This window comes from Yoonia sp. (assembly GCF_042093035.1).
Lineage (GTDB): Bacteria > Pseudomonadota > Alphaproteobacteria > Rhodobacterales > Rhodobacteraceae > Yoonia.
Map to the genome: position 1 here is coordinate 1 of NZ_JBELFI010000037.1, position 20,400 is coordinate 20,400.

Below are 20,400 nucleotides of genomic sequence, written 5' to 3' on the forward strand. Positions count from 1 at the left end.
GTCTACCTCTGAGCTCTTACGAATTGCAGAAGTGATAAGCGAGAAAAATGCAGGATTACAGTCGCTTGACGAGCCATGGGTAGATACAACTACCCCTGCGGGCAAGATGATCATGACCGTCTTCGGTGGCATCGCAGAGTTCGAAAGGTCTCTTATTCTGACCCGAACACAAGAGGGTCGTGAGGCCGCTCTTGCCAGAGGCGTCCCATTTGGGCGCCCTTCCAAGCTCAGACAAGACCAAAAGGAAGTCGTGCGCGATCTCGTTAAAAGTGGACAGTCCATCGCCGCCGTCGCACGCACATTCAACGTTCACCCCGCAACCATCTACAGATGTCTCGAAGAAAAACAGGCCTTATGAGGGGATACTGTTCCTCTCAGCCCCACGTCCCTATCTGCAAAAACAAATCCAAGGCGCGCAGCCTTTCCAGCAACGGCTCTGTGCCGGCGTAATATCCCGGCTCGAAAAACGGCAGATTAAACGCCACACCCACGATGCCCAGTCGTTTCAGCTCGGCGAGCCGCTCGAGCGACGTGTCATGTGCCACGACAGCAATACCTTTGTAGCGGCCACCGCTTTGGGCGATCGCGTCCAGCATGCAGCGGTTGTCATCGGCATAGCCCGAGTTCGGCTGCACCAGCAGCGCGTGGCCGACATTATGAGCCTCAAAGACACGGCCGATCTGTGCGGAGGTCGCAATTTCCTGTCCGGTCGGATGGAACGGAGAAGCGGGGTTGTAGGCAAATCTTTTCGGATCGAAAATATGGCAGTGGCAATCGATCTTGCGCTCTGCCTGCACGATACTTTCTGTCATCATCAAGCGATCCTCGCGACCTCGCGCAGCTCATCGGGGGTGGTGGTGCGGAACCCGAAAAATTCCAGATAGGCCGGAATTTGTTCGAACAGCATGTCAGTGCCGACCTGAAATGCACAGCCCTTTTCGCGCACCGCTGCAAGAAAGGGGGTAATTTCCTGTTTCATCACCACTTCGCCCACAAATGTCTCGGGCGCGATACGGCCGACATCCATCGGCAGCGGATCGCCCTCTTTCATTCCAAGCGGAGTCGCATTGACCACCACGTCAAAACCCGCAGGATCTTTCGACCCCGTGGTCACGGTCAAATCGGGATAATGCTGTTCCAGACGCATCGCGAGAGCGTTCATCATCGGTTCAAAGCTGTCGAACACAGCCAAGCTGGCAACGCCGGCCTTGGCCAGCGAGGCGGCAATCGCCGAGCCCACGCCGCCTGATCCCACAACCAGCACCCGCGCACCGGCCAAGGTTACCCCCTTGCGCAATGCCCCGCGCACAAAGCCCTCTCCATCGAACTGGTCGCCGACCAATGCCCCGTCCGCGCCCAGACGGATCGCGTTGCACGACCCTGCCACGCGCGCAGTCGTCAGTGTTTCGTCGAGCAGTGCCATGGTCGTGATCTTATGCGGCATCGTCACCAGCGCACCATGAATGTTGGACAGGCGGAACACCAGTTTTAGAAACGCCGCGTAATCCTCGGATTTACAGCCCATCGGCATCACGACAGCATCGATGTCGTGCTTGGCGAAATAGGGATTGTAGATCATCGGCGCCCGAAAGGATTCGGTCGGATAGCCAAGGTGGGCGATCAGTTTTGTCTTGCCAGAAATCATTGAAAGTACCTTTGTCACAAGTCGTTATCCGCCATAGCCAAACAGACGGGGAAGAAAGAGAACGATGCCGGGGAAAAAGATGAGGGCGAGCAGGGCCGCCACGAGCACAGCGAGAAACGGCAGAATCTCGCGGATGATGTCGCGCAGTGAAATCCCCGTCACCGCGTTGATGACGAACAGTAAAATTCCGTAGGGTGGCGTGATCAGACCGATCATGCAGTTCACCACGATGACCACCCCGAAATGCACCAGATCGATGCCAAGCAAGTTACAGGTCGGAATGAACAGCGGGATGATGACCAAGATGATCGTCGTCGCATCCAGCAAACATCCCAGCACCAGCACCAACAGGTTCACCGCCAGAAAGAAGGTCAGAGGCGAGACATCGACCTCGACCAGATAGGCGGCCAGAAGCGCGGGAATATTCTCGGAGGCGACGATATAGTTGAGGATCAGCGCGCTGCCGATCACGATCCCAACGGCTGCCGAGGAACGCGCACTGTCAACGAGGATCGTGTAGAGCGTGCGCAGCTTCAACGCGCGGTAAAAGAACACCGATAGGATCAGCGCATAGGCGGCGGCCACGGCGGCGGCTTCGGTCGGCGTGGTGACGCCCCCGTAAATCCCGTAAAGCAGGATCACCGGCATCATCAGCGCCGGAAAGGCCCGCGCCGTTACCTTGGGCAGCTCGCGCAGCGGCACCGCTTCTTCGGTGGCAAACCCGCGCCGATGGGAAATCCAGTAGTTCATGGCCATCAACACCCCGCCCATCAACAGGCCCGGACCGATGCCGCCCAGAAACAGCGCCCCGATCGAGGCGTTGGACACCAGCGCATAAAGCACCATGGGGATCGAGGGCGGAATGATCGGGCCGATGGTGGCCGACGCAGCGGTGATGGCGGCGGCATAGCCCGGCGGAAACCGGCCATCCTTGCGCATCATGTTGATGATGATTTTTCCGATGCCCGCCGCATCAGCGACCGCAGAACCGGACATGCCCGAAAAAATAAGCGATGCCATGACGTTGACGTGGCCAAGCCCGCCCTTGAAGCGGCCCACCGTAGCGATACAGAAATTCAGCAACCGGTCGGAAATCGTACCGGCATTCATGATGTTGGAAGCAACGATAAACAGCGGCACCGCCAAGAGCAGGAAGCTCTGGTAAATGCCGTCGACCAGCGTTTTGCCGACCAGCCCGACAGAGGTGCCGCTCGAAATCATATAGACCATGGCCGCCAGAATGATGGCATAGGCTATGGGCATGCCGATCCCGGCAAGCAAGAACAACGAACCGATCATCAGCGTGAGTTCAAAGGTCATCTTTCGGCCTCGTCAGTCGTGAAATCATCATAGGGAAGGACGTGCATCTCGCGGTCGGCCCCGTGGCGCAACAAATCGATGACACGCCACAGATAGCGGGCGCCCACAACGGCAAGGAACAGGAAATAGATCGAATAGATTGGCAACATCTTGACCGGCAGCGTCGCGGAAGATTTGATCCGCAGCAGCTTCATCTTGACGTAGGTCGGATCGATCGAACCCCACAGTGCGACGATGATCACCACCGCACCAAAAAGCGCGAACACGGTGCGGGTGCGCGGACCGACAAGGTTATACACGATGTCGAAGGTGACGTGGTCGCGTTCGCGCACGATAAAGGCGTTGCCCCAGAAAATCGTCCAGAGCCAGAGCACCAGAATGAACTCCACCGTCCAGCCGAATTGCGAGGCATTGACCGTCGTGCCGAACATCGACACGAACAGCGGCGTGCCCAGGGCATAGCGCACAAAAATCTGAAGGATAAAGGTGCAAAAAACCACCGCCATCATGGCAGCGGCCACCCCTTCGGTCAGATGCCTGTATAGCGTTGAAATCGTCTTCATGGGGCCCCTCCCGAGCTGTCAAACAACCAAGCGCACTGGCAAGGGGCGGTACGGCCACCGCACCGCCCCTTACCGGTTCGATCTTAGTTGCTGCCAAGCGCGTTGATGGCTTCCAAAGCGCCCTCGGGCCAGTCGGCGGCATAGTCACTGCCCAGATAGGCCGCCTGCACCGTCTCGCGGAACGCCGCTACATCCGGCTCGTACAGCTCCATCCCCTGCTCCTCCAGATAGGACACAAGCGCGCTCTCTTTGGAAAGCTGCGCCGCGCGCTCGCTATCCCCGGCCGTCACGGCAGCGGTGGTGATCGCCTCTTGCTGCTCGGCGCTCAGACCGTTGTACAGCTCGGCAGAAATCGCGATGAAGTTCCAGTCGACCAGATGTGAGGTCAACGCGATCTGCTTGGTCACCTCGTAAAGTTTAGAATCGACCACCGTGGGCAGCGGGTTGTCCTGACCATCCACAGCGCCGGTTTGCAGCGCGGTATAGACTTCGGCAAAGGCCATCGGCGTCGGGTTTGCCCCCAGCGCACGGCCAAGAAATTGCCACGCATCCGAGCCGGGCATCCGCAGATTGATCCCAGACAAATCCGCGGGGGTTTTCACATCCACTTCGGCACGGGTCTGGCGCAGATTGACATGGCGGCGACCCAAATACATCGGGGCAAGCAGACGCACACCCAGCGCGTCCTCGACCTTTTGTTTGAACGGGTCCATCAGCGCATCGTTGAACACGGCAACCTGATGGTCGGCGTCCTGCATCACATAGCCGGCGGCGAAAATCGACCACTCGGGAAAGAAGGTCGCAAGTTCCTGCGCCGAGGTAATCGACATCTCTAAATCGCCCGAGGCAATCGCTTCCAGTTAGCTTCCCTGCGTAAAGAGCGTGGCATTCCAATGCGGCTCGAAAGTCGCAAATTCGGAAACCGCCGGGCCAAAAACCTCCACCATGGCCACAGCGCGCTGGTCGGTGTCCGAGTTCACGGCCGACAGGCGCAGATTGATCTTGTTTTGCGCAAAAGCAGCGCCCGAAGTCAGCGCCAAAGCGGTACTTGCCGCCAAAAGCGTCCGGCGGGTCAAATTCGCAATCATAGTATCATCCTCCCTTTATGACTGACGGCCCTTTTCTGTGTGGTCCGCACAAATCGTGATGCCTGCTCTAATCATAAAAATCCACATTGTCTACAGAAATCGATTTCTAATTATTTAATCCATTTTCCCATTTACATCGGATCTCAGAATCACCTATGCTTGAGGACAATAGAGGAAACAGACCAATGGCCGAGCCACATGAAACTCCCAAGCCCGAGGGCAAGCGGACCATCGCTGGACAAATCGAGGCCAAGTTGCGCCATGATATTTTGCACGGCACCCTTGCTCCCAGCACGAAACTGAACCTCGACCAGCTTCGCGAAACCATGGGGGTCGGACTGTCGCCCCTGCGCGAGGCCGTGACCCGGCTGGTCTCGGACGGGCTTCTGGAAGTGGCCGCACAACGCGGCTATTCGGTGACGCCCGTCTCTGTCGCCAACCTTGACGAGGTCGGTGCGCTGCGGATCGAGTTGGAACCCTACGCCCTGCGCAAAGCCATCGCCAATGGCGGGTTGGAATGGGAAACCGCCGTCATGGGGGCGCTCTACCGCCTCAACAAAACCGACCGTATCGCCGGCAATAGCGACAGCCTTGCCCAATGGGAAGCCGCCAACGAGGCCTTCCACTACACGTTGATCGCGCGCTGCGACATGCCGCTCCTGCTCAAAATGTACCGCTCTCTGGTCAGCCTCAGCGGGCGCTACCGCCATATCTACCTCAAAACCGCCACCATCCAGCGCGACGTGGTGGCCGAACATACCGCCATCGCCGAAGCCGCCGTCGAACGGCGCGCCGATGAGGCCGCGGCCCTGTTGTCACAACATATCCGCAACTCGACCCGCAACCTGCGCCGCCTGATTGTTGCCGACCTGCCCGCGCAAGCACCTGACACAACATCCGAGACGGCGCCACAGGACGACATCTGATGCAAAGCCTCGGCCTTGGGCATTTCACCTTTCTCGATCAGTCCCCCGTGGATCTGGTCCGCCTTGCCCGCAGGGTGGGGTTCGCCTTCGTCGGCCTGCGGTTCCATCCCGTGGCGCGCGGCCAGCTCAACTGGCTGCCCGACGCCGCGGGGCTGCGCGAACTGCAACAAGTGATGCAGGGCGAGGGCGTGACGCTCTACGACATCGAAACCGTGGTGATCGATGCAGCCCTCGACCCCCGCGACCTCCTTGGCGCGCTTGAGGCCGCCGCAACGCTTGGGGCGCGCCGCCTCAACACTTGCGCCGATCTATTTGACGGCCTGCCTGACACCTTTGCCCGCATCTGCGCTCTGGCCGAGAGCTTCGACATGGGGGTCGATCTCGAATGTATGGCGTGGCGCGGGCTGAACACCCCGGCAGCCTGCCTTGATCTGATCGACCGCGCCGGCGCTCCGAATGCCGCCTATCTGGTCGATGCGCTGCATCATTTCCGCTGTGGCGGCACCGTGCAGATGCTGCGCGACCTGCCCGCCACGCGGATCGCCTCCGCCCAGCTTTGCGATGCGCCGCTGACGCCGCCGCAGGGCACTGATGGCCTTTTGGCGGAGGCACGTGGCGGGCGGCTGTTGCCCGATGCGGGGGGCTTGGCCCTGCGCGATCTTGTGGACGCCCTACCCGCCGATACCGTCATCTCGGTCGAATTGCCAAATGCCACCGATCTCCGCCCGCCGCTGGAACGCGCCCGCGCCATCCACGCCGCCACCTTTCCATTTCTCAACAAGGCCGCCCCATGCCCCTGATTTACGTTCTCAACGGACCAAACCTGAACCTTCTAGGCAAACGACAACCTGCCATCTACGGCCATGAAACGCTGGCAGATGTCGCCGCCCTGTGCACCGCAGCCTGCGCCACCGGTTTCGAGACAAAGCTGTTGCAGTCCAATCACGAGGGCGAACTCATCGATTGGGTCCATGAAGCCCGTGACACAGCCGCCGGCATCGTGATCAACCCCGGCGCCCTGACTCATACCTCCATCGCGCTGATGGATGCGCTCAATACCTTCGAGCCGCCGGTGATCGAAGTGCACATCAGCCAGGTCCACAAACGCGAAGCCTTTCGCCACCATTCCTATGTCTCGCTGCGCGCCGATGGCGTGATCGCCGGACTGGGCACCGAAGGATACGCCGCCGCGGTGCGCCGCATTTGCCAGCTCACGCGCGCCTGACGACGCCAATTTTAGGGAGAAACTCATGACCATCCTAACCACCCAACACGACGTGACACCTGCTGTTCTTGAGGTCATGCAACAGACCAACGATCCGCGTCTGCGCGAAATCATGACCGGCCTCATCACCCATCTGCACGCCTTTGTGCGCGATGTGCGTCTGAGCGAAAAAGAGTTCCAGCAGGCCACGCGCATTCTCAACACCATGGGTCAGCAAACCACCGACACGCACAATGAATTCGTGCTGATGGCCGGATCGCTGGGCGTCTCCTCGCTGGTCTGCCTGCTCAATAACGGCGACAATGGCACGACTGAGACAACGCAATCTTTGCTTGGGCCATTTTGGCGAATGAACCAGCCGATCACTGAAAACGGCGGCTCTATTTTGCGCTCTGACACCCCCGGCCCACGGCTCTACGGCACCTTCCATTTTCGCGATCCCGACGGCGCGCCGATTGAGGGGCTCGAGGTGGACATCTGGCACGCCTCACCCATTGGCCTGTACGAAAATCAAGACGAAAGCCAAGCCGACTACAACCTGCGCGGCAAGTTCATCACCGATGCCGAGGGCATTGTCCGGTTCAAGTCCGTCAAACCCATCGGCTATCCCATTCCGACGAATACCACTGTCGGCACCCTGCTCGAGGCCCAGAACCGGCATCCCTACCGCCCCGCGCATGTCCATGTTCTGGCCCATAAAGAAGGGTTCAAGACATTGATAAATCAGACCTATGTTGACGAAACCGACTATCTGACCTCGGATGTCCAATTCGGTGTGACCAAAGCGCTCGTGGGTACATTGACCCAGCACAGCGAACCCCACCCGCAAGACGGCGACGTGGGGGACTGGTTCACGCTGGACCATACGCTGACCTTAGAACCTGGCGTCTCGACGCTTCCCATTCCTCCTATCAAGTGAGCCCAAAACATGCTGAGCAACCAACAACGCCAAGACGCAGCCGATGCCATTTTGGCCGCTGAGAAAACCCGCATCGTTTGTTCGCAGCCCTCCCAGACGTGGCCCGACATGACGCTCGAAGACGCCTATGACGTTCAGCGCCGCTGGGCCGATGCGCGTATCGCGGCAGGGGCGAAAATCGTGGGTCGCAAAATCGGGCTGACCAGCCGCGCCATGCAGCAGGCCTCCAAAATGACCGAACCGGACTACGGTGTCATTCTGGATGATGCGCTGTTTTATGACGGTGCGCGGATTTCGGCGGGCACCTTTATAAAACCGCGCCTTGAGGTCGAACTGGCCTTTGTCATGGGCGAGGATCTGTCAGGCGCAGGCTGTCAGGTGCATGACGTACTGCGCGCGACTGAATTCGTGCAACCCGCGCTTGAGATCATCGATTATCGCACTGAAGTGCCGCGTCAGATCGTCGATACCATTGCAGATAACGCCGCCTTCGGGGCGGTTGTGCTCGGGGGGCGGGTGATCGAACCCTTCGAGGTCGATCTGCGCTGGATTGGCGCCAGCTTGTCACAAAACGGGGTGATCGAAGAAACCGGCCTGTCGGCGGGTGTCATGGGCCACCCCGCAGCGGGATTGGCGTGGCTTGTGCGTAAACTCGCCCCCTTGGGTGGCGGGTTGAAAAAGGGCGACATCGTGCTTGGCGGCTCCTTTACCCGTCCCGTTGATATCGCGTCTGGTGATGTCATTTTCGCCGATTACGGCCCGCTCGGCGCGATCGGCGTCAGCTTCGAATAACGCGCCACAAAAGGACCTCTCCCATGGATATACCCAAAAACCTGTTCAAAGCGGCCCTGCGCGCCGGACACGTCCAAATCGGAATGTGGAGTTCGCTGTCAGACCCCACGGTGTCAGAAATTCTGGCAGGCTGCGGCTATGATTGGATGATGATCGACACCGAACATTCGCCCATCGGCGCCCCCGAGGTCATCACCTATCTGCGCACCCTCGCCCCCTACCCCGTCAGTGCAGTGGTGCGCCCAAGTTGGAACAACGCGGTTGAAATCAAAAAGCTGCTCGACGCCGGCGCGCAAACCCTGCTGATCCCCTATGTCCAAAACGCCGACGAGGCCCGCGCCGCCGTTGCTGCCGTCACCTATCCAACCAGCGGCATCCGCGGCGTGTCCGGCATCACCCGCGCCTCGCGCTACGGGGCCGTCAGCGGCTACGCCTTGCAGGCGCGCGACGAAATTTGCCTGCTGGTGCAGGTCGAAACCCGCGAGGCACTCGACAACCTCGAAGAGATCGCTCAGGTCGCGGGCGTCGACGGCGTGTTCTTTGGCCCTGCCGATCTGGCGGCCAGTTTCGGCTATCTTGGCCAGCCCTCCCAACCTGAGGTAAAAGAGGCCATCCTGACCGGCATCGCTAGGCTCAAAGCCCTCGACGTGCCCGCAGGCATCCTGTCGCTGGACCAACAATTTCTGCGTGAGACCAAACAGGCCGGGGCGCAGTTCATCGCGGTGGATGTAGACAGCGGCCTGCTGCGCCGCGCGGCCCTCGCCCGTCGCGCCGATTGGGCATGACCATGCCCAGCACTGCTCAGGCAACGGTATTGCGCGTCGGCTTCAACCTCAACAACACGGCCCTCGTCCAGAAAACAGCGAGCGGCTATACTGGGATTGCGCCGGAACTCGCCCGGCGGATCGCCGAGGCGGCGGGACGTGCGCTTGTGCCGGTGGATTACCCCAACGCGCGCAGCGCCGTCGAGGCAGTGGGCGGTGGCTGGGACATCGCCTTTCTCGCCCTTGACCCCGCGCGGACGGATCGGATGTGCTTTAGCACGCCGTTTCACAGCGTCTCGGCCACCTTCGCAGTGCTCAAAGACCATCCTGCGCAAAACTGCACCGATGTCCTGCGCAGCGCGACTCCAATCGCCAGCCCCAACGGGGCGGCCTTTCATAGCAAGCTCGCCTGCCTGACCCCGCAAGGCGATTTGCGTACCGCCCCCACGCCTGCCGAGGCCCGCACCCTGTTCGAGGCCGATGACACCACCGCGCTGGCCGGCATCCGCGACACCCTGCTTGCCGCCAATCTGGTCGGCATCCGCGTGCTGAGCGATGAGTTCGCCTGCATTCAACAAGCCGTCGCCCTGCCCAAAAGCTCCGACGCGCTGCTGCTGCTCGTCAATGGGATCGTGGACAGTTTTCTGCACGACCGGGCCACAGACCCTAGGAACCGCATTCGATCAGCAGAGGCAACATCTGGTGCGCGCGCGCCTGATGTTGCGCCGGACAGAACCGTTAAGCCAATTTTGCCCCATTGACGGTCCATCCACCGTCGGAGGACACAATAGCGCCATTGGTGTAGGAGGCCGCGTCAGAGCCCAGAAAAAGGCATGTCGACGCTACATCTTGTATTGTTCCAAATCTTCGGAGCGGTATGGAAGATGTCACCAAATCCTTGGATTTTGATCAGGGGTAAGCTGGGGGCTTTGTCAGGTTATTTCTCAACTGTAAAACGCGGAGCAATATTGGACCACAGAAACGGCTGCGAGTTGCGGTTGTAGCGGAGTAAAATTCCGCCACTTTGAGCCCTTCGTTTAAGCGGAGGGCGGGAGATGTATTCTGTGGATATTTATAATCGGGTCCGGCGTGCGTGCTTGAAGGATGGGATGTCAGCGCGTGCGGCGGCGCTGTATTTCAACAAGGATCGCAAGACGATTGCGAAGATGTTGCGACATGAGCTTCCGCCTGGCTATCGCCGATCAGAACCGCCGCACCGGCCAACGCTTGATGCTTATGTCGGCATTATTGATGAGATCTTGCGCACTGATAAGGCGTTGATCAAAAAGCAGCGGCACACAGCCAAGCGCATTTTTGAACGCCTGCGTGATGAGCATGGATATGCCGGCAGCCTGACGACAGTGACGTATTACGTGCGCGAGCGGAAGCAACGGACCAAGGAGGTGTTTGTGCCGTTGTCGCATCGCCCAGGCCATGCGCAAGTGGACTTTGGCGAGACACTCGGTGTGATCGGTGGCGTTGAATGCAAGATCCACTTCTTTGTGATGAGCCTGCCGCATTCTGATGCAGTGTTTGTGAAGGGCTATCCCGGGGAGACGACAGAGGCGTTCTGCGACGGCCATGTGTCTGCCTTTGCTTTCTTCGGCGGCGTTCCGCAATCCATTCTCTACGACAATACCAAGATCGCTGTGGCGCGGATACTCGGGGACAGAACCCGCGTGCGGACACGCCGGTTTACTGAACTGCAATCGCATTACCTGTTTGATGACAAGTTCGGTCGGCCCGCGCGAGGGAATGACAAAGGTAACGTTGAAGGCATGGTCGGCTACACGCGCCGGAACTTCATGGTGCCCGCGCCACGCTTTGACAGCTTTGATGATTTGAACGCGCATCTTGAGGCGAAGTGCCTGGGCCGACAGGGCGAGACACTTCGCGGGCATAAGCGTACCATTGGTGAGCGCTTGATATCTGATCTGGACGCGCTGATGGGATTGCCTGTCGCAGAATATGAGGCTTGCGATCATGTCAGCACGCGTGCGACATCAATCTCGATGGTACGTTACCGTGGCAATGATTACTCAGTGCCGGTGACCTACGCTCACCATGATGTCCATGTGCGTGGCTTTGTACATGAGGTCATCATTGGGTGTGGCAATGAAGTGATTGCCCGCCACATACGATCCTATGCAAAAACGGATATGATCTTCGATCCCTTGCACTTCTTGCCTCTGCTTGAGCAAAAGGTGGGCGCCCTGGATCAGGCCGCGCCTTTGCAGGGCTGGGATTTGCCTGATGTCTTCGCGACCCTACATCGACTTCTGGAGGCGCGCATGGGCAAACCAGGCAAGCGAGAATACGTTCAGGTCCTGCGCCTTTTGGAGACCTTCGAAATGGATATTGTGCAAGGCGCAATCAGCCAAGCAATTGATATGGGTGCAATTGGCTATGACGCCGTAAAACACCTTGTGCTGTGTCGGGTTGAGAAGCGGCCACCACGACTGGATCTGGACTTCTACCCGTATCTGCCCAAAGCCAACGTCGGGATGACACGCCCATCCAGTTACATGAGCTTGATGGACGGGGCAGTGATATGAATGAAGCCCCACAAATCCTTCTCCAGCATCACCTTAAAAAACTACGCCTGCCAACGTTCCAAGGAGAGTACGCCAAGCAGGCACAGCTTTGTGCTGCTGAGAATAAGGATCACATACAATATCTAGCGCGCCTATGTGAGATGGAGCTGATTGATCGCGAACGCCGGATGATTGAGCGCCGCATTAAGGCGGCCAAGTTCCCCAGCACCAAAAGCCTGGATAGCTTCGACTTCAAGATTATGCCCAGCTTGAACAAACCCCTGACCATGGAGTTGGCACGGTGCGATTACGTGGATCGCAGAGAAAACATCATCGCTCTTGGGCCGTCAGGGACAGGCAAGACGCACATCGCTTTGGGGCTTGGGCTGGCCGCGTGTCAAAGAGGGCTGAAGGTGCGCTTCACGACGGCAGCCGCCTTAGTCCATGATTTCATCGAGGCCCAGGATGAACGGCGGTTGCAGCGCCTGCAAAAGCAGCTGACCAGCCAGAACCTGTTGATCATTGACGAGTTGGGCTTCGTGCCGCTCAGTAAATCTGGCGCGGAGTTGCTCTTCGAAGTGATCTCACAATGCTATGAACGGGGTTCCATCATCATCACCTCAAACCTCCCTTTCGATGAATGGACCGAAGTCTTTGGTTCTGAACGCTTGACCGGCGCGTTGCTCGACCGACTAACACATCACGTCCACATTCTTGAGATGAACGGCGAAAGCTATCGCCTCAAGCACAGTCGTAAGAACCGACAATAATCTGCCCACAATCAAAGACAGGACAAATGCTGGCCAAACGGCCAGCATGCGCTTTGGCACGCTTCAGCTTTGTGATGAGCACGCGCGCCAAAGCGCAACAAACATCAAATGCAGTGGACCCATTTTACGCCGCGATCTGGTCCCTTTTTACTCTGCGATTGACACCTTTCGACGCAACGCTTTGAACTCTCCAACATCGAATTTGTTGTGGTTAGTGATTACGCCAAGACCAATGCCCGCTGCCTGTAACCCCTCAACGTAGGATGCGACGAAGCGATCACCTTCGCCGTCAAACTTAAATTCTTTGTCTGCCCGTGTGTGTAAGTGGAAATCGGCTCGAATCCATCTGGTACCGTGCGCAAAGAAATCCCCCACTGCTTCACTCATAACTTATTCTCCGCGTCTGGGTTTCAGCCTGCTATGGTTTGTGAATTCGCTACTAAAGTCCGTTGTCCATTTTTTCAAAAATGATGTCACTGGATTTCGTTCAACGTTCTCAATGCTTTTTAGTGCTCAAAAATATGTAAACTCTTGTATTCGAACTGTGGCACATCGCCAAGCCGCCTGCAATCGCTTGCTGAATGTCTGCACCATCAGCGTGGCCGTGACTGTTTCGCATCTGTAGCGAATGACCGCAATCCGCCCGTAGTGCCGATCGACGCGAACGGCCTTGTGCGGACATCTAGGCCAAGATCTTATGCTGCGGTGTGGCCCGCCGAAGCGGCCATTCGTGCATTGTGCAGCATTTCTTAGGCTGAAACGTCGGTGTGCGGACCTGGCTGCCGTTCGTCGACGATGTGTCAATGGAAGAAGCCAGCTCTTTTGCTATATTCGCGAATCCTGCAATATGAGGCGAGAAACTAATACTGGTCAGAAACTACTATGGTGAGACTTACCGTCTATCTTGATACCTCGTCTTGGAACCACCTTCTTGGTGGGCAGATGTCGTCGTTGGGCAGGGTCATTGGCAAATCGGATTCTTGCATTCCTTGCTATTCTATTCAGACCGTTAAAGAACTTCTAGGGGCGCGCAACGAGAAGAAAAAATCCGAATTGGACCAACAACTTGATGCAGTCGGTGCCAGATACCTTGAGACACTTTCCGACACCGAAGGTGGCATGCCAACAGGCCACAGAATATCCGTCAAGAGTTGTGAGGAACGCGCCCAAATTTACGAAGATATGCTGAATTTCTCGTCCGTCGGCGGCTTTGGATTTGGGGACTTGCTTCAAAAATCCATTGGAGGAATTGGTTCAACATCTTTTGAGGATATATCCAAAGCGGCGCTGACAGACATTGAGCGGCTGCTAGATATTGATGTGTCAGAAATTCCTCACGAAATGGCTGCAATAGTCACTAGCGCTGCGAAAGCGATGAAGAAACAGGCGCGCGAAGCACAGGTCGAGCTCTGGGATCAGCTAAACCAACAAGATGATATTTGTCTTCCACAATTGAATCCGACCCAAATCAACAATTTTACTGGAGCGGGAGCTTTTGAGCGCATCACTGAAATAGCAAAATCTGAGGAAGGCACCTCAGCTATGATTGAGCAATTTCTAGGGCAGCCGGACCCAATACCGTCAAAGCGTGCTGATGCTCATCTTGGCACGCCGACTTGGGAGCAGGTTAATCGGCTCGCGCAACTTTTGTTTTTACTTGGTTATTGGAGGGAACCGAAGCATAGGAAGGATTCGGAGAGAGCGAGAATCGATTTTGTCGGAGGACAAACCGACATTCTCCATATCGCATATGCATCCTTCTGCAGTGTGTTCCATACGTCAGATAAGCCTCAGGCTCTTCTCGCTGCGGCTGTCTATGACCACCTTAATATCCCGACAGTGGTTTTTCTTTACACGCCGAAGACCGATACTGAAACGAGGCTGTACGTACCAAAAAGCATGCAGGCAATTGATGAATGAGCCCTCTTTTTTTAGGAGGGAACACTCTACGACTTTATCTTGCTTAGGTTTACCTCATCGTCCTTTCTCAAGGCAGAGCAGGGTCAGCTTTCGCCGGTTTGTGCTCATTAGTGGCGAGCGCAGCATTCGACAATATGGGCTCGAAGATTACTTGCGGCGCTGGAGAACGTGATCCGGTCTCGCGGTCAACTGGATGTCGACTGTCCAATTCGCCGCATCGCTGGCTCGTGGCCACAGCGAACGGCAGCAATCCGCCCCTAGTGTCAATCGTTTCGAACGGCCCATTTCGGACATAGATCGGTGATCTGGGTTGGTGCGGTGCAGGCCGTCGAAGCAGCCATTCGAGCAAAGCGCAGCATAAAAATAGTCGTTTGTGACAGTTGCAATCAGATCAACACTGATCTGAAAATGTTACGGTTGACGGCGCATGAATTCCGCAAAAAGCGGAACCGAAAAGTCAAGGAAACCGTGCTCGGTGCTGTAAATCATTCCTTTCGAGATAGTGTTTGCGCGGACTGGGCCCAGCGAGGATAGTTTTTTGCCCAAAATCTTCGCAATATCGTTCATGGCGTAGGGACCGTCCCCTAACGAGGCCATGACTGTTACAAACTCTGTTTCCTTTGGCGTCAGTCTATCAAGTCGCACTCGAAAGAAGCCGTCGTCGAGTGATGCGATGGTCTCAGTATATGCGTTGTCCACGTCCAGTTTGGTGATCTCTGGCCCTTCGGCATTGTCCCAAGCCTTAGACGACCACTCCTGCAGAAAAAACGGATAACCTTGTGTCTTGGTTACTATCTCTGCGAGGGCATCAGGTGAAATCGTCGCATCTTCCTCGATGACAGGCTTTTCCACCGCTTGTCCTGCGGATGCAGGGTCGAGCGCGCCGACACCTGGATAAAGGAAGAGCCTTTCAGAGTAGGATTTGGCCTCACCAGCGAGGCGTGCAATCTGTGGAAGACCCGCGCCAACCATAATGACGGGCAAGCCCTCTTGTGACATTCGGTGAATTGATACGATGAGAGCCGATAGGTCGGTTTCAGATAAGTATTGCACCTCGTCGATCAGTAGCACCCATCCCCTTCCCCCAGCTTTTGCTGCTTTCCCAATGGCGGTGAAAAGGTCTGGGAGATCAAATTGAATGTCGCCGCTATCCGCAAGTCCAGGTTCGGGTTCGACGCCAATTTCCGCACCAGCCACCTCAATCTTGAATATCGACGCGAAGCCGCGAAGGCCTTTAAGGCCAAATTGTGCGAGTTGTTTTGCAGCGTCTATTGATGATAGTGCGCGCAAAACCTTACGCATTTCTGGATAAAGAAGTCGCGCGAGACTTTGGTGTTCGGGTGCCTCGATTTTTGAGATAAAATAGCCTTGCTCTTCTGCAATGCGACCAATCTCATTCAACAAGACGGTTTTACCAGTTCCTCGCAATCCGAGGAGCATCATCGATCTGGGATTGCGACCCAGTAAGGCGCGGCCACATGCGATCTTAGCGGCCTCTAGAATGTGATCACGTCCGGCTAATTCAGGAGGTCTACTTCCTGCTCCGGGGGCAAATGGATTACGGTAAGGGTCCATCCTAATACTCCAAAATGTAGGTAACTCTAACTAGGTATAAGGCTCTATAACCCTAAAAGATATACTTTGTTATACATCCTTAGACATCAAGCTGACAGGAAAGGAGTTTAAGCTATGGGTACGCGAATATAGATTGCCGCTTTGATAGGTCAGCGTGCTGCACACTTCCGGTTTTAGCAATCAGAGCAGCGTGTAAACGCAGCCGCTTGGGGATGAATGGCCGCTTTTTCTGAGCGACTTGAATTCACTCGCGTTTGCAGCGAAAGTCTGGTTGCCGCCCTTGATGTCGATCGACGCTAACGGCCCAGAGCGGACATTGCATGTTCTCCTTACGAATGCCTGCTTTGGGGGTGATGCAAGCCAGAGGTTGTTTCGATCCAAATTAGTGGCGGTGCGGATCGTTGAAGCCCATACTGTCTGCTGTGGTCGTTCGAAGTATCTTAGCTTTCTGAAAGGTCGATCCACTTCAAACCGAACTTTGCCAGATATTTGCGCAAACGATCCGCGTCATTCTTGCTGGAACGTTCTTCGCGCGACACCGCAAACAAACGCCTGCCTGCTTCGCTCATCGACACCGAGGTTTGGCACACGCGAATGACATGGGCGAGCTGTGGGATGTCGAAGGGATCAAGGTTGGCGGCAAAATACTGCGCGACCAATTGCGCATCGCGATCTGTGGTCGAGGACCGCCACCGTCGCTGCAATCGCTCGATTTCTTCTTGCACCTGCGCGCGGGTGATCCGCCCCCGTGGCGCAAGTGTACACAGGCGCATGATGGCCCCACCGAAATCGCGAAAGTTCCCCGGCCAAGGCGTGCTGGGCGCGCGGGCAAAGCGCAACCAGGCCTCGGCCGCATCCGCATTAAATCCAACCCGCACGCCAAGACGTTTTTCCGCCCGCGCCAGCTCGTATTTCAGATTGTCTTCGATGTCTTCTTTGCGCTCTCGCAACGGGGGCAATTTGAACGTCCAAAAATTCAACCGCGCCAACAGATCGACACGAAAGAGCCCTGCCGCCACGCGTTCTGACAAATCGGCAGAGGTGCCCGCGATGATTTGAAAGCGGCTTGTGATCTCTGTGTCCGACCCCAAAGGATAGTACCGCCCCGTTTCCACGGCGTGCAAAAGCAGGGCTTGCTCTTCCAACCCCAAGGTGTCGATCTCATCCAAGAACAACACGCCCCCGTCCGCTTCACGCAATAGGCCAGGTCGCTCTGTGCCTGCCTGCCCTGTAAAACTGCGCCGTTGTCCAAAGAGGGTCGCCATCGCGGTCCCGCCAATCAGCGTCGCGCAATTCACATGGACCAGCCGCCCTTTGACGCGGCGGCGGTCGAGTTTGAGCTCATAGATGCGCTGCGCCAATTCGGATTTCCCCGTGCCTGTTTCGCCCTGCAGTAAAACAGGCTCATCAGAAACGCTTGAGACCTGTTCAATCCGATCCATAATCTGATTGTAAGCGGAGTTCTTGGTTTCGATCCCGCCTCTCAAAATCCCGCCATACTCCCGCGACTGTTGATCAAAGCGCTGCTGGATGGCATCGAACTGGCGCAAATCCAAGTCGATCAGATCAAAACTGCCCCGCTCAGAGTCGCCACGCGGAGGCCCCGTTTGGATCAGCGCCGCAGGGATATGGCGGGATTCAGACAGCAAGAACCAGCAGATTTGCCCGATATGCGTCCCTGTTGTCAGGTGAATGTGATACCGCTCGCGATCCTCGTCGAAGCCATAGTCCTTGGCGAAATCAAACAGCTTGCCATAGGTTTCGCCAAGATCCCAAGGGTCGTCCATATCCATCTGGTTGAGCACGACCTCGGTATCAGGGGACACCGCCTCGATCTCGGATTTGACGTTATGAGCGAGACGCGAAAATGTGCCGTCATAAATCAACTCATACCGATCCACGTCAAACCCGTCCTCTTGGCATAAGCTGACGGTCGGTTTCCAACGGCGGCGTTTGCCGCTGTCGAGTTGCGTGCCAAGGAAGCCGAGAACAACATTTCTCATAAGATGATCCAAATTAATAATATACGATACAAACATATCGTATGGCGCGCAGTCAAATTCAGCAACAGTAAAATTAAAGCATAAATATCAATATCTTAACTAAAAATTCGATATTTATTTTATAGATCAGACCCTTGGCCTAAACATAGCTCATCGCACTGATAAAGCGAAGCAAACGGACGAATAGGCGTCCGGAGACACGGCGAGATGGCTGCAACGCATCCGAGCACCACCATCTCGCCACACACTATTGTCACCCCCATGGGGGAGAATTGACCAAAGGATTTTAAGATGGACACCCTCGCAATCGAAACGATTACAGGCAAAGAATTGAAACAATGGGGACATATCCCAGGGGCGCAAGTTCCGGCCCTTTTGTCCCGCGCAAATGATATGCTGAGCGCCGGCCACGATATGGCCGCGGTCCGTGCCGCTTTGGCATCTGAGCTCCCAGAACCGATCATCCAAATCGAGTTGCATGACGACGGCGCGGTCGCGTTTCATGAAAACATTACGCCTGCGGATGACGACGAAATCGACAACCTTGAAAAGGTGCGTGCGACCATGCGCGCCGTGATGCGCACGCCCACTGTGATTGGTGGTGCCATCATGCCTGACGCCTGCCCTGCAGGTCCTGTTGGCACGATCCCTGTCGGGGGCGTCGTCGCGGCCCATAACGCCATTCACCCTGGCATGCATTCGGCGGACATTTGTTGCTCGCTGATGCTCACTGACTTGGGCGATGCGGACCCGAAGACCGTGCTGGATGCGGCCGAAAAGGTCACGCATTTCGGTCCCGGCGGGCGCAAACAAGGGCAACGTTTCACGGTGTCCTTGGACATGCTGGATGCGATGCGGGCGAACCCGTTTTTGAACAGCGCCCAAACGCTGCGCGCCGCACAAGAGCATATGGGCACGCAGGGTGACGGGAACCATTTCTTGTTCGTGGGCACCTCTCGCAACACTGGGAAAACCATGCTTGTCACGCATCACGGCTCACGCGGGCCTGGGGCAAAACTGTACAAGGCAGGTATGGCGGTCGCCGAAAAATATCGTCGCAAGCATTCCAAAAAAACGCTCAAGCAAAATGCGTGGATTCCGGCGGATAGCGAAGACGGGCAAGCCTATTGGGAGGCGTTGCAACTGATCCGCAAGTGGACCAAGACCAACCACAACTCCATTCACCAAACCACGATGGAGGCGGCGGGCGCCAGCGCGGGTGAGCGGTACTGGAACGAGCACAACTTTGTGTTTCGTCGCGGTGACACCTATTTGCACGGCAAGGGCGCGACACCTGCGTGGAGCGACTTTGCAGCGGATGCGGATAAAGCCGGACGCACGATCATCCCGCTCAACATGGCTGAGCCTATCTTGATCGTACGCGGGACCGATGCGCCACATGCTGTGGGATTTAGCCCTCACGGCGCGGGGCGCAACTGGTCGCGCACTGAGCACATGCGCCGCCTAGGAACGATGACTGCGGATGAGGCGCTGATTGCCGAGACCAAGGGGCTGGATGTGCGGTTTTATAGTGGCAAGGTGGACGCCTCCGAACTGCCATCAAGCTATAAACCCGCGCAAGCTGTGGCCGCTCAGATCGAAAGCTATGGTTTGGCCGAGATCGAGGACTGGATCGATCCGTATGGCTGCATCATGGCGGGTGACATGCCGCGCTTTATCCGGCGCAAACGTGGCGTTCGGTAAAATGAATGGCCTCGCTCGCAAGGGCGGGGCCTACAAAGACCCAACACGTTGCCTTTCAAGCATGCAGCCTGCTCGAACCTGACCTTTGCACAGATTACCGCGAACTTCTGCCCCCAGAACGGTGTCGTAACGAAAGCGTCTAGGCCCTCTTTCTTAAAAGACGGCCTAGACTGGTAGCTTGCATTACTTCCGCTTGGTGTCCTCCTGAAATCTTGCACTCGAAAACACCCGCACGGGGTTGCCGCGTTCCAATGCGTGGTGCAATTGGTTTTGGCTGCTTTTGCGTGCCTCCATATCTGCGATCCTTTGCGCATCGCTCAGCGTCTGCAACCGCTCCAACGCCAAGGCTTTGTTGCGGTGTTGCGATCGGGCTTCGCGCACCACCACCGTCAACCCCGTGGGGCGATGCACGGCACGCACCGCACTGTCGGTGGTGTTTTGGTGCTGCCCACCGGGGCCGCCCGCGCGCAGGGTGGAAAAGGCAACATCGCTTGGGCGAATGCTGTCTGCGCCCCGCGCGGACTGCGCCATCGCAAAGACGCCCGCGAACCAATTGCTGCGTTTGTGATGCTTGCGCAATTGGCTTTGCATGCGCCATTGCACCGTGCCGCACCACGACTTTGCAAAGGCCGTGCGCCCACTGCCATGCACC

Annotated in this window: 20 protein-coding genes and 2 pseudogenes; 12 read left to right on the top strand and 10 right to left on the bottom strand. The window is 56.8% G+C overall.

Going from position 1 to position 20,400, the window contains the following annotated elements:
* A partial coding sequence (locus ACFDSS_RS06970) for a recombinase family protein (RefSeq protein WP_375255044.1) occupies nt 1-358 on the top strand: 358 nt, incomplete at its 5' end.
* A 16-nt stretch (nt 359-374) separates the two neighbouring features.
* On the opposite strand, the gene ACFDSS_RS06975 is transcribed toward ACFDSS_RS06970, so the two are convergent.
* The 5 genes and pseudogenes from ACFDSS_RS06975 to dctP form a co-directional block, all read right to left on the bottom strand.
* Nucleotides 375-815, bottom strand: a complete 441-nt coding sequence (locus ACFDSS_RS06975) for an amidohydrolase family protein (RefSeq protein WP_375255045.1) — start codon at nt 813-815, stop codon at nt 375-377.
* Nucleotides 815-1,645: a shikimate dehydrogenase family protein gene (locus tag ACFDSS_RS06980; protein WP_375255046.1), complete on the bottom strand. Its 831-nt coding sequence runs from the start codon at nt 1,643-1,645 to the stop codon at nt 815-817. The genes ACFDSS_RS06975 and ACFDSS_RS06980 overlap by 1 nt, the downstream gene beginning before the upstream one ends.
* A 24-nt stretch (nt 1,646-1,669) precedes the next feature.
* Complete coding sequence (locus ACFDSS_RS06985) at nt 1,670-2,965, bottom strand: TRAP transporter large permease (protein ID WP_375255047.1); 1,296 nt, start codon at nt 2,963-2,965, stop codon at nt 1,670-1,672.
* A complete protein-coding gene (locus tag ACFDSS_RS06990; RefSeq protein ID WP_375255048.1) occupies nt 2,962-3,528 on the bottom strand; it encodes a TRAP transporter small permease in 567 nt (188 codons plus the stop codon). The genes ACFDSS_RS06985 and ACFDSS_RS06990 overlap by 4 nt, the downstream gene beginning before the upstream one ends.
* An 83-nt stretch (nt 3,529-3,611) precedes the next feature.
* Nucleotides 3,612-4,616 (bottom strand): annotated as a pseudogene (gene dctP / locus ACFDSS_RS06995) (TRAP transporter substrate-binding protein DctP).
* Nucleotides 4,617-4,801: 185 nt separating this feature from the next.
* Between dctP and ACFDSS_RS07000 the strand changes: the two are divergent.
* Genes ACFDSS_RS07000 through ACFDSS_RS07030 form a run of 7 tightly spaced genes read left to right on the top strand, consistent with a single transcriptional unit; the run spans nt 4,802 to nt 10,003 of the window.
* Nucleotides 4,802-5,542: a GntR family transcriptional regulator gene (locus tag ACFDSS_RS07000; protein WP_375255049.1), complete on the top strand. Its 741-nt coding sequence runs from the start codon at nt 4,802-4,804 to the stop codon at nt 5,540-5,542.
* Nucleotides 5,542-6,342, top strand: coding sequence for a sugar phosphate isomerase/epimerase family protein (locus ACFDSS_RS07005; RefSeq protein WP_375255050.1), 801 nt, complete (start codon nt 5,542-5,544; stop codon nt 6,340-6,342). Before ACFDSS_RS07000 ends, ACFDSS_RS07005 begins: the two co-directional genes overlap by 1 nt.
* Nucleotides 6,333-6,767: a type II 3-dehydroquinate dehydratase gene (gene aroQ, locus ACFDSS_RS07010; protein ID WP_375255051.1), complete on the top strand. Its 435-nt coding sequence runs from the start codon at nt 6,333-6,335 to the stop codon at nt 6,765-6,767. The genes ACFDSS_RS07005 and aroQ overlap by 10 nt, the downstream gene beginning before the upstream one ends.
* A 25-nt stretch (nt 6,768-6,792) precedes the next feature.
* On the top strand, nt 6,793-7,686 hold the full coding sequence (locus ACFDSS_RS07015) for a dioxygenase (RefSeq protein WP_375255052.1): 894 nt from the start codon (nt 6,793-6,795) through the stop codon (nt 7,684-7,686).
* Between the two features lie 9 nt (nt 7,687-7,695).
* Nucleotides 7,696-8,478, top strand: a complete 783-nt coding sequence (gene hpaH, locus ACFDSS_RS07020) for a 2-oxo-hept-4-ene-1,7-dioate hydratase (RefSeq protein ID WP_375255053.1) — start codon at nt 7,696-7,698, stop codon at nt 8,476-8,478.
* Between the two features lie 23 nt (nt 8,479-8,501).
* Nucleotides 8,502-9,263 (top strand): HpcH/HpaI aldolase/citrate lyase family protein, encoded by a 762-nt coding sequence (locus ACFDSS_RS07025; RefSeq protein WP_375255054.1) that lies wholly within the window; start codon nt 8,502-8,504, stop codon nt 9,261-9,263.
* On the top strand, nt 9,260-10,003 hold the full coding sequence (locus ACFDSS_RS07030; RefSeq protein ID WP_375255055.1) for a transporter substrate-binding domain-containing protein: 744 nt from the start codon (nt 9,260-9,262) through the stop codon (nt 10,001-10,003). The genes ACFDSS_RS07025 and ACFDSS_RS07030 overlap by 4 nt, the downstream gene beginning before the upstream one ends.
* Here ACFDSS_RS07030 and ACFDSS_RS07035 read toward each other — a convergent pair.
* Nucleotides 9,981-10,133, bottom strand: coding sequence for an SDR family oxidoreductase (locus ACFDSS_RS07035; protein ID WP_375255056.1), 153 nt, complete (start codon nt 10,131-10,133; stop codon nt 9,981-9,983). The genes ACFDSS_RS07030 and ACFDSS_RS07035 overlap by 23 nt on opposite strands.
* Nucleotides 10,134-10,297: 164 nt before the next feature.
* On the opposite strand from ACFDSS_RS07035, the gene istA reads away from it, so the two are divergent.
* Both istA and istB read left to right on the top strand, forming a co-directional pair.
* Complete coding sequence (gene istA / locus ACFDSS_RS07040; protein WP_375255057.1) at nt 10,298-11,797, top strand: IS21 family transposase; 1,500 nt, start codon at nt 10,298-10,300, stop codon at nt 11,795-11,797.
* Nucleotides 11,794-12,546: an IS21-like element helper ATPase IstB gene (istB, locus tag ACFDSS_RS07045; RefSeq protein WP_375255058.1), complete on the top strand. Its 753-nt coding sequence runs from the start codon at nt 11,794-11,796 to the stop codon at nt 12,544-12,546. Before istA ends, istB begins: the two co-directional genes overlap by 4 nt.
* 165 nt (nt 12,547-12,711) lie before the next feature.
* Here istB and ACFDSS_RS07050 read toward each other — a convergent pair.
* Nucleotides 12,712-12,933 (bottom strand): annotated as a pseudogene (locus ACFDSS_RS07050) (hypothetical protein); the annotation flags it as partial.
* Nucleotides 12,934-13,428: 495 nt separating this feature from the next.
* Here ACFDSS_RS07050 and ACFDSS_RS07055 point away from each other — a divergent pair.
* Nucleotides 13,429-14,466 carry a hypothetical protein gene (locus tag ACFDSS_RS07055; RefSeq protein WP_375255059.1) on the top strand — a complete coding sequence of 346 codons (1,038 nt, stop codon included), beginning with the start codon at nt 13,429-13,431 and terminating at the stop codon, nt 14,464-14,466.
* 411 nt (nt 14,467-14,877) lie between these two features.
* Here the strand turns inward: ACFDSS_RS07055 and ACFDSS_RS07060 are convergent, their stop codons facing one another.
* Together ACFDSS_RS07060 and rtcR are read right to left on the bottom strand one after the other, a co-directional pair.
* Nucleotides 14,878-16,041 carry an ATP-binding protein gene (locus ACFDSS_RS07060; RefSeq protein WP_375255060.1) on the bottom strand — a complete coding sequence of 388 codons (1,164 nt, stop codon included), beginning with the start codon at nt 16,039-16,041 and terminating at the stop codon, nt 14,878-14,880.
* A 440-nt stretch (nt 16,042-16,481) separates the two neighbouring features.
* Nucleotides 16,482-18,044: an RNA repair transcriptional activator RtcR gene (gene rtcR / locus ACFDSS_RS07065; protein WP_375255061.1), complete on the bottom strand. Its 1,563-nt coding sequence runs from the start codon at nt 18,042-18,044 to the stop codon at nt 16,482-16,484.
* Between the two features lie 291 nt (nt 18,045-18,335).
* On the opposite strand from rtcR, the gene ACFDSS_RS07070 reads away from it, so the two are divergent.
* Nucleotides 18,336-19,748, top strand: a complete 1,413-nt coding sequence (locus tag ACFDSS_RS07070; protein WP_375255062.1) for an RtcB family protein — start codon at nt 18,336-18,338, stop codon at nt 19,746-19,748.
* A 183-nt stretch (nt 19,749-19,931) separates the two neighbouring features.
* On the opposite strand, the gene ACFDSS_RS07075 is transcribed toward ACFDSS_RS07070, so the two are convergent.
* Nucleotides 19,932-20,400 (bottom strand): peptide chain release factor-like protein (locus tag ACFDSS_RS07075; RefSeq protein WP_375255063.1); only part of this gene is annotated, 469 nt, incomplete at its 5' end.

Coding starts and splice junctions, on each gene's coding strand:
- istA (WP_375255057.1), top strand. CDS start 10,298: ATGTATTCTGTGGATATTTATAATCGGGTCCGGCGTGCGTGCTTGAAG.
- ACFDSS_RS06990 (WP_375255048.1), bottom strand. CDS start 3,528: ATGAAGACGATTTCAACGCTATACAGGCATCTGACCGAAGGGGTGGCC.
- aroQ (WP_375255051.1), top strand. CDS start 6,333: ATGCCCCTGATTTACGTTCTCAACGGACCAAACCTGAACCTTCTAGGC.
- ACFDSS_RS07070 (WP_375255062.1), top strand. CDS start 18,336: ATGGACACCCTCGCAATCGAAACGATTACAGGCAAAGAATTGAAACAA.
- istB (WP_375255058.1), top strand. CDS start 11,794: ATGAATGAAGCCCCACAAATCCTTCTCCAGCATCACCTTAAAAAACTA.
- ACFDSS_RS07015 (WP_375255052.1), top strand. CDS start 6,793: ATGACCATCCTAACCACCCAACACGACGTGACACCTGCTGTTCTTGAG.
- ACFDSS_RS06980 (WP_375255046.1), bottom strand. CDS start 1,645: ATGATTTCTGGCAAGACAAAACTGATCGCCCACCTTGGCTATCCGACC.
- ACFDSS_RS07000 (WP_375255049.1), top strand. CDS start 4,802: ATGGCCGAGCCACATGAAACTCCCAAGCCCGAGGGCAAGCGGACCATC.
- hpaH (WP_375255053.1), top strand. CDS start 7,696: ATGCTGAGCAACCAACAACGCCAAGACGCAGCCGATGCCATTTTGGCC.
- ACFDSS_RS07025 (WP_375255054.1), top strand. CDS start 8,502: ATGGATATACCCAAAAACCTGTTCAAAGCGGCCCTGCGCGCCGGACAC.
- ACFDSS_RS07055 (WP_375255059.1), top strand. CDS start 13,429: ATGGTGAGACTTACCGTCTATCTTGATACCTCGTCTTGGAACCACCTT.
- ACFDSS_RS06985 (WP_375255047.1), bottom strand. CDS start 2,965: ATGACCTTTGAACTCACGCTGATGATCGGTTCGTTGTTCTTGCTTGCC.
- rtcR (WP_375255061.1), bottom strand. CDS start 18,044: ATGAGAAATGTTGTTCTCGGCTTCCTTGGCACGCAACTCGACAGCGGC.
- ACFDSS_RS07005 (WP_375255050.1), top strand. CDS start 5,542: ATGCAAAGCCTCGGCCTTGGGCATTTCACCTTTCTCGATCAGTCCCCC.
- ACFDSS_RS07030 (WP_375255055.1), top strand. CDS start 9,260: ATGACCATGCCCAGCACTGCTCAGGCAACGGTATTGCGCGTCGGCTTC.
- ACFDSS_RS07060 (WP_375255060.1), bottom strand. CDS start 16,041: ATGGACCCTTACCGTAATCCATTTGCCCCCGGAGCAGGAAGTAGACCT.
- ACFDSS_RS06975 (WP_375255045.1), bottom strand. CDS start 815: ATGATGACAGAAAGTATCGTGCAGGCAGAGCGCAAGATCGATTGCCAC.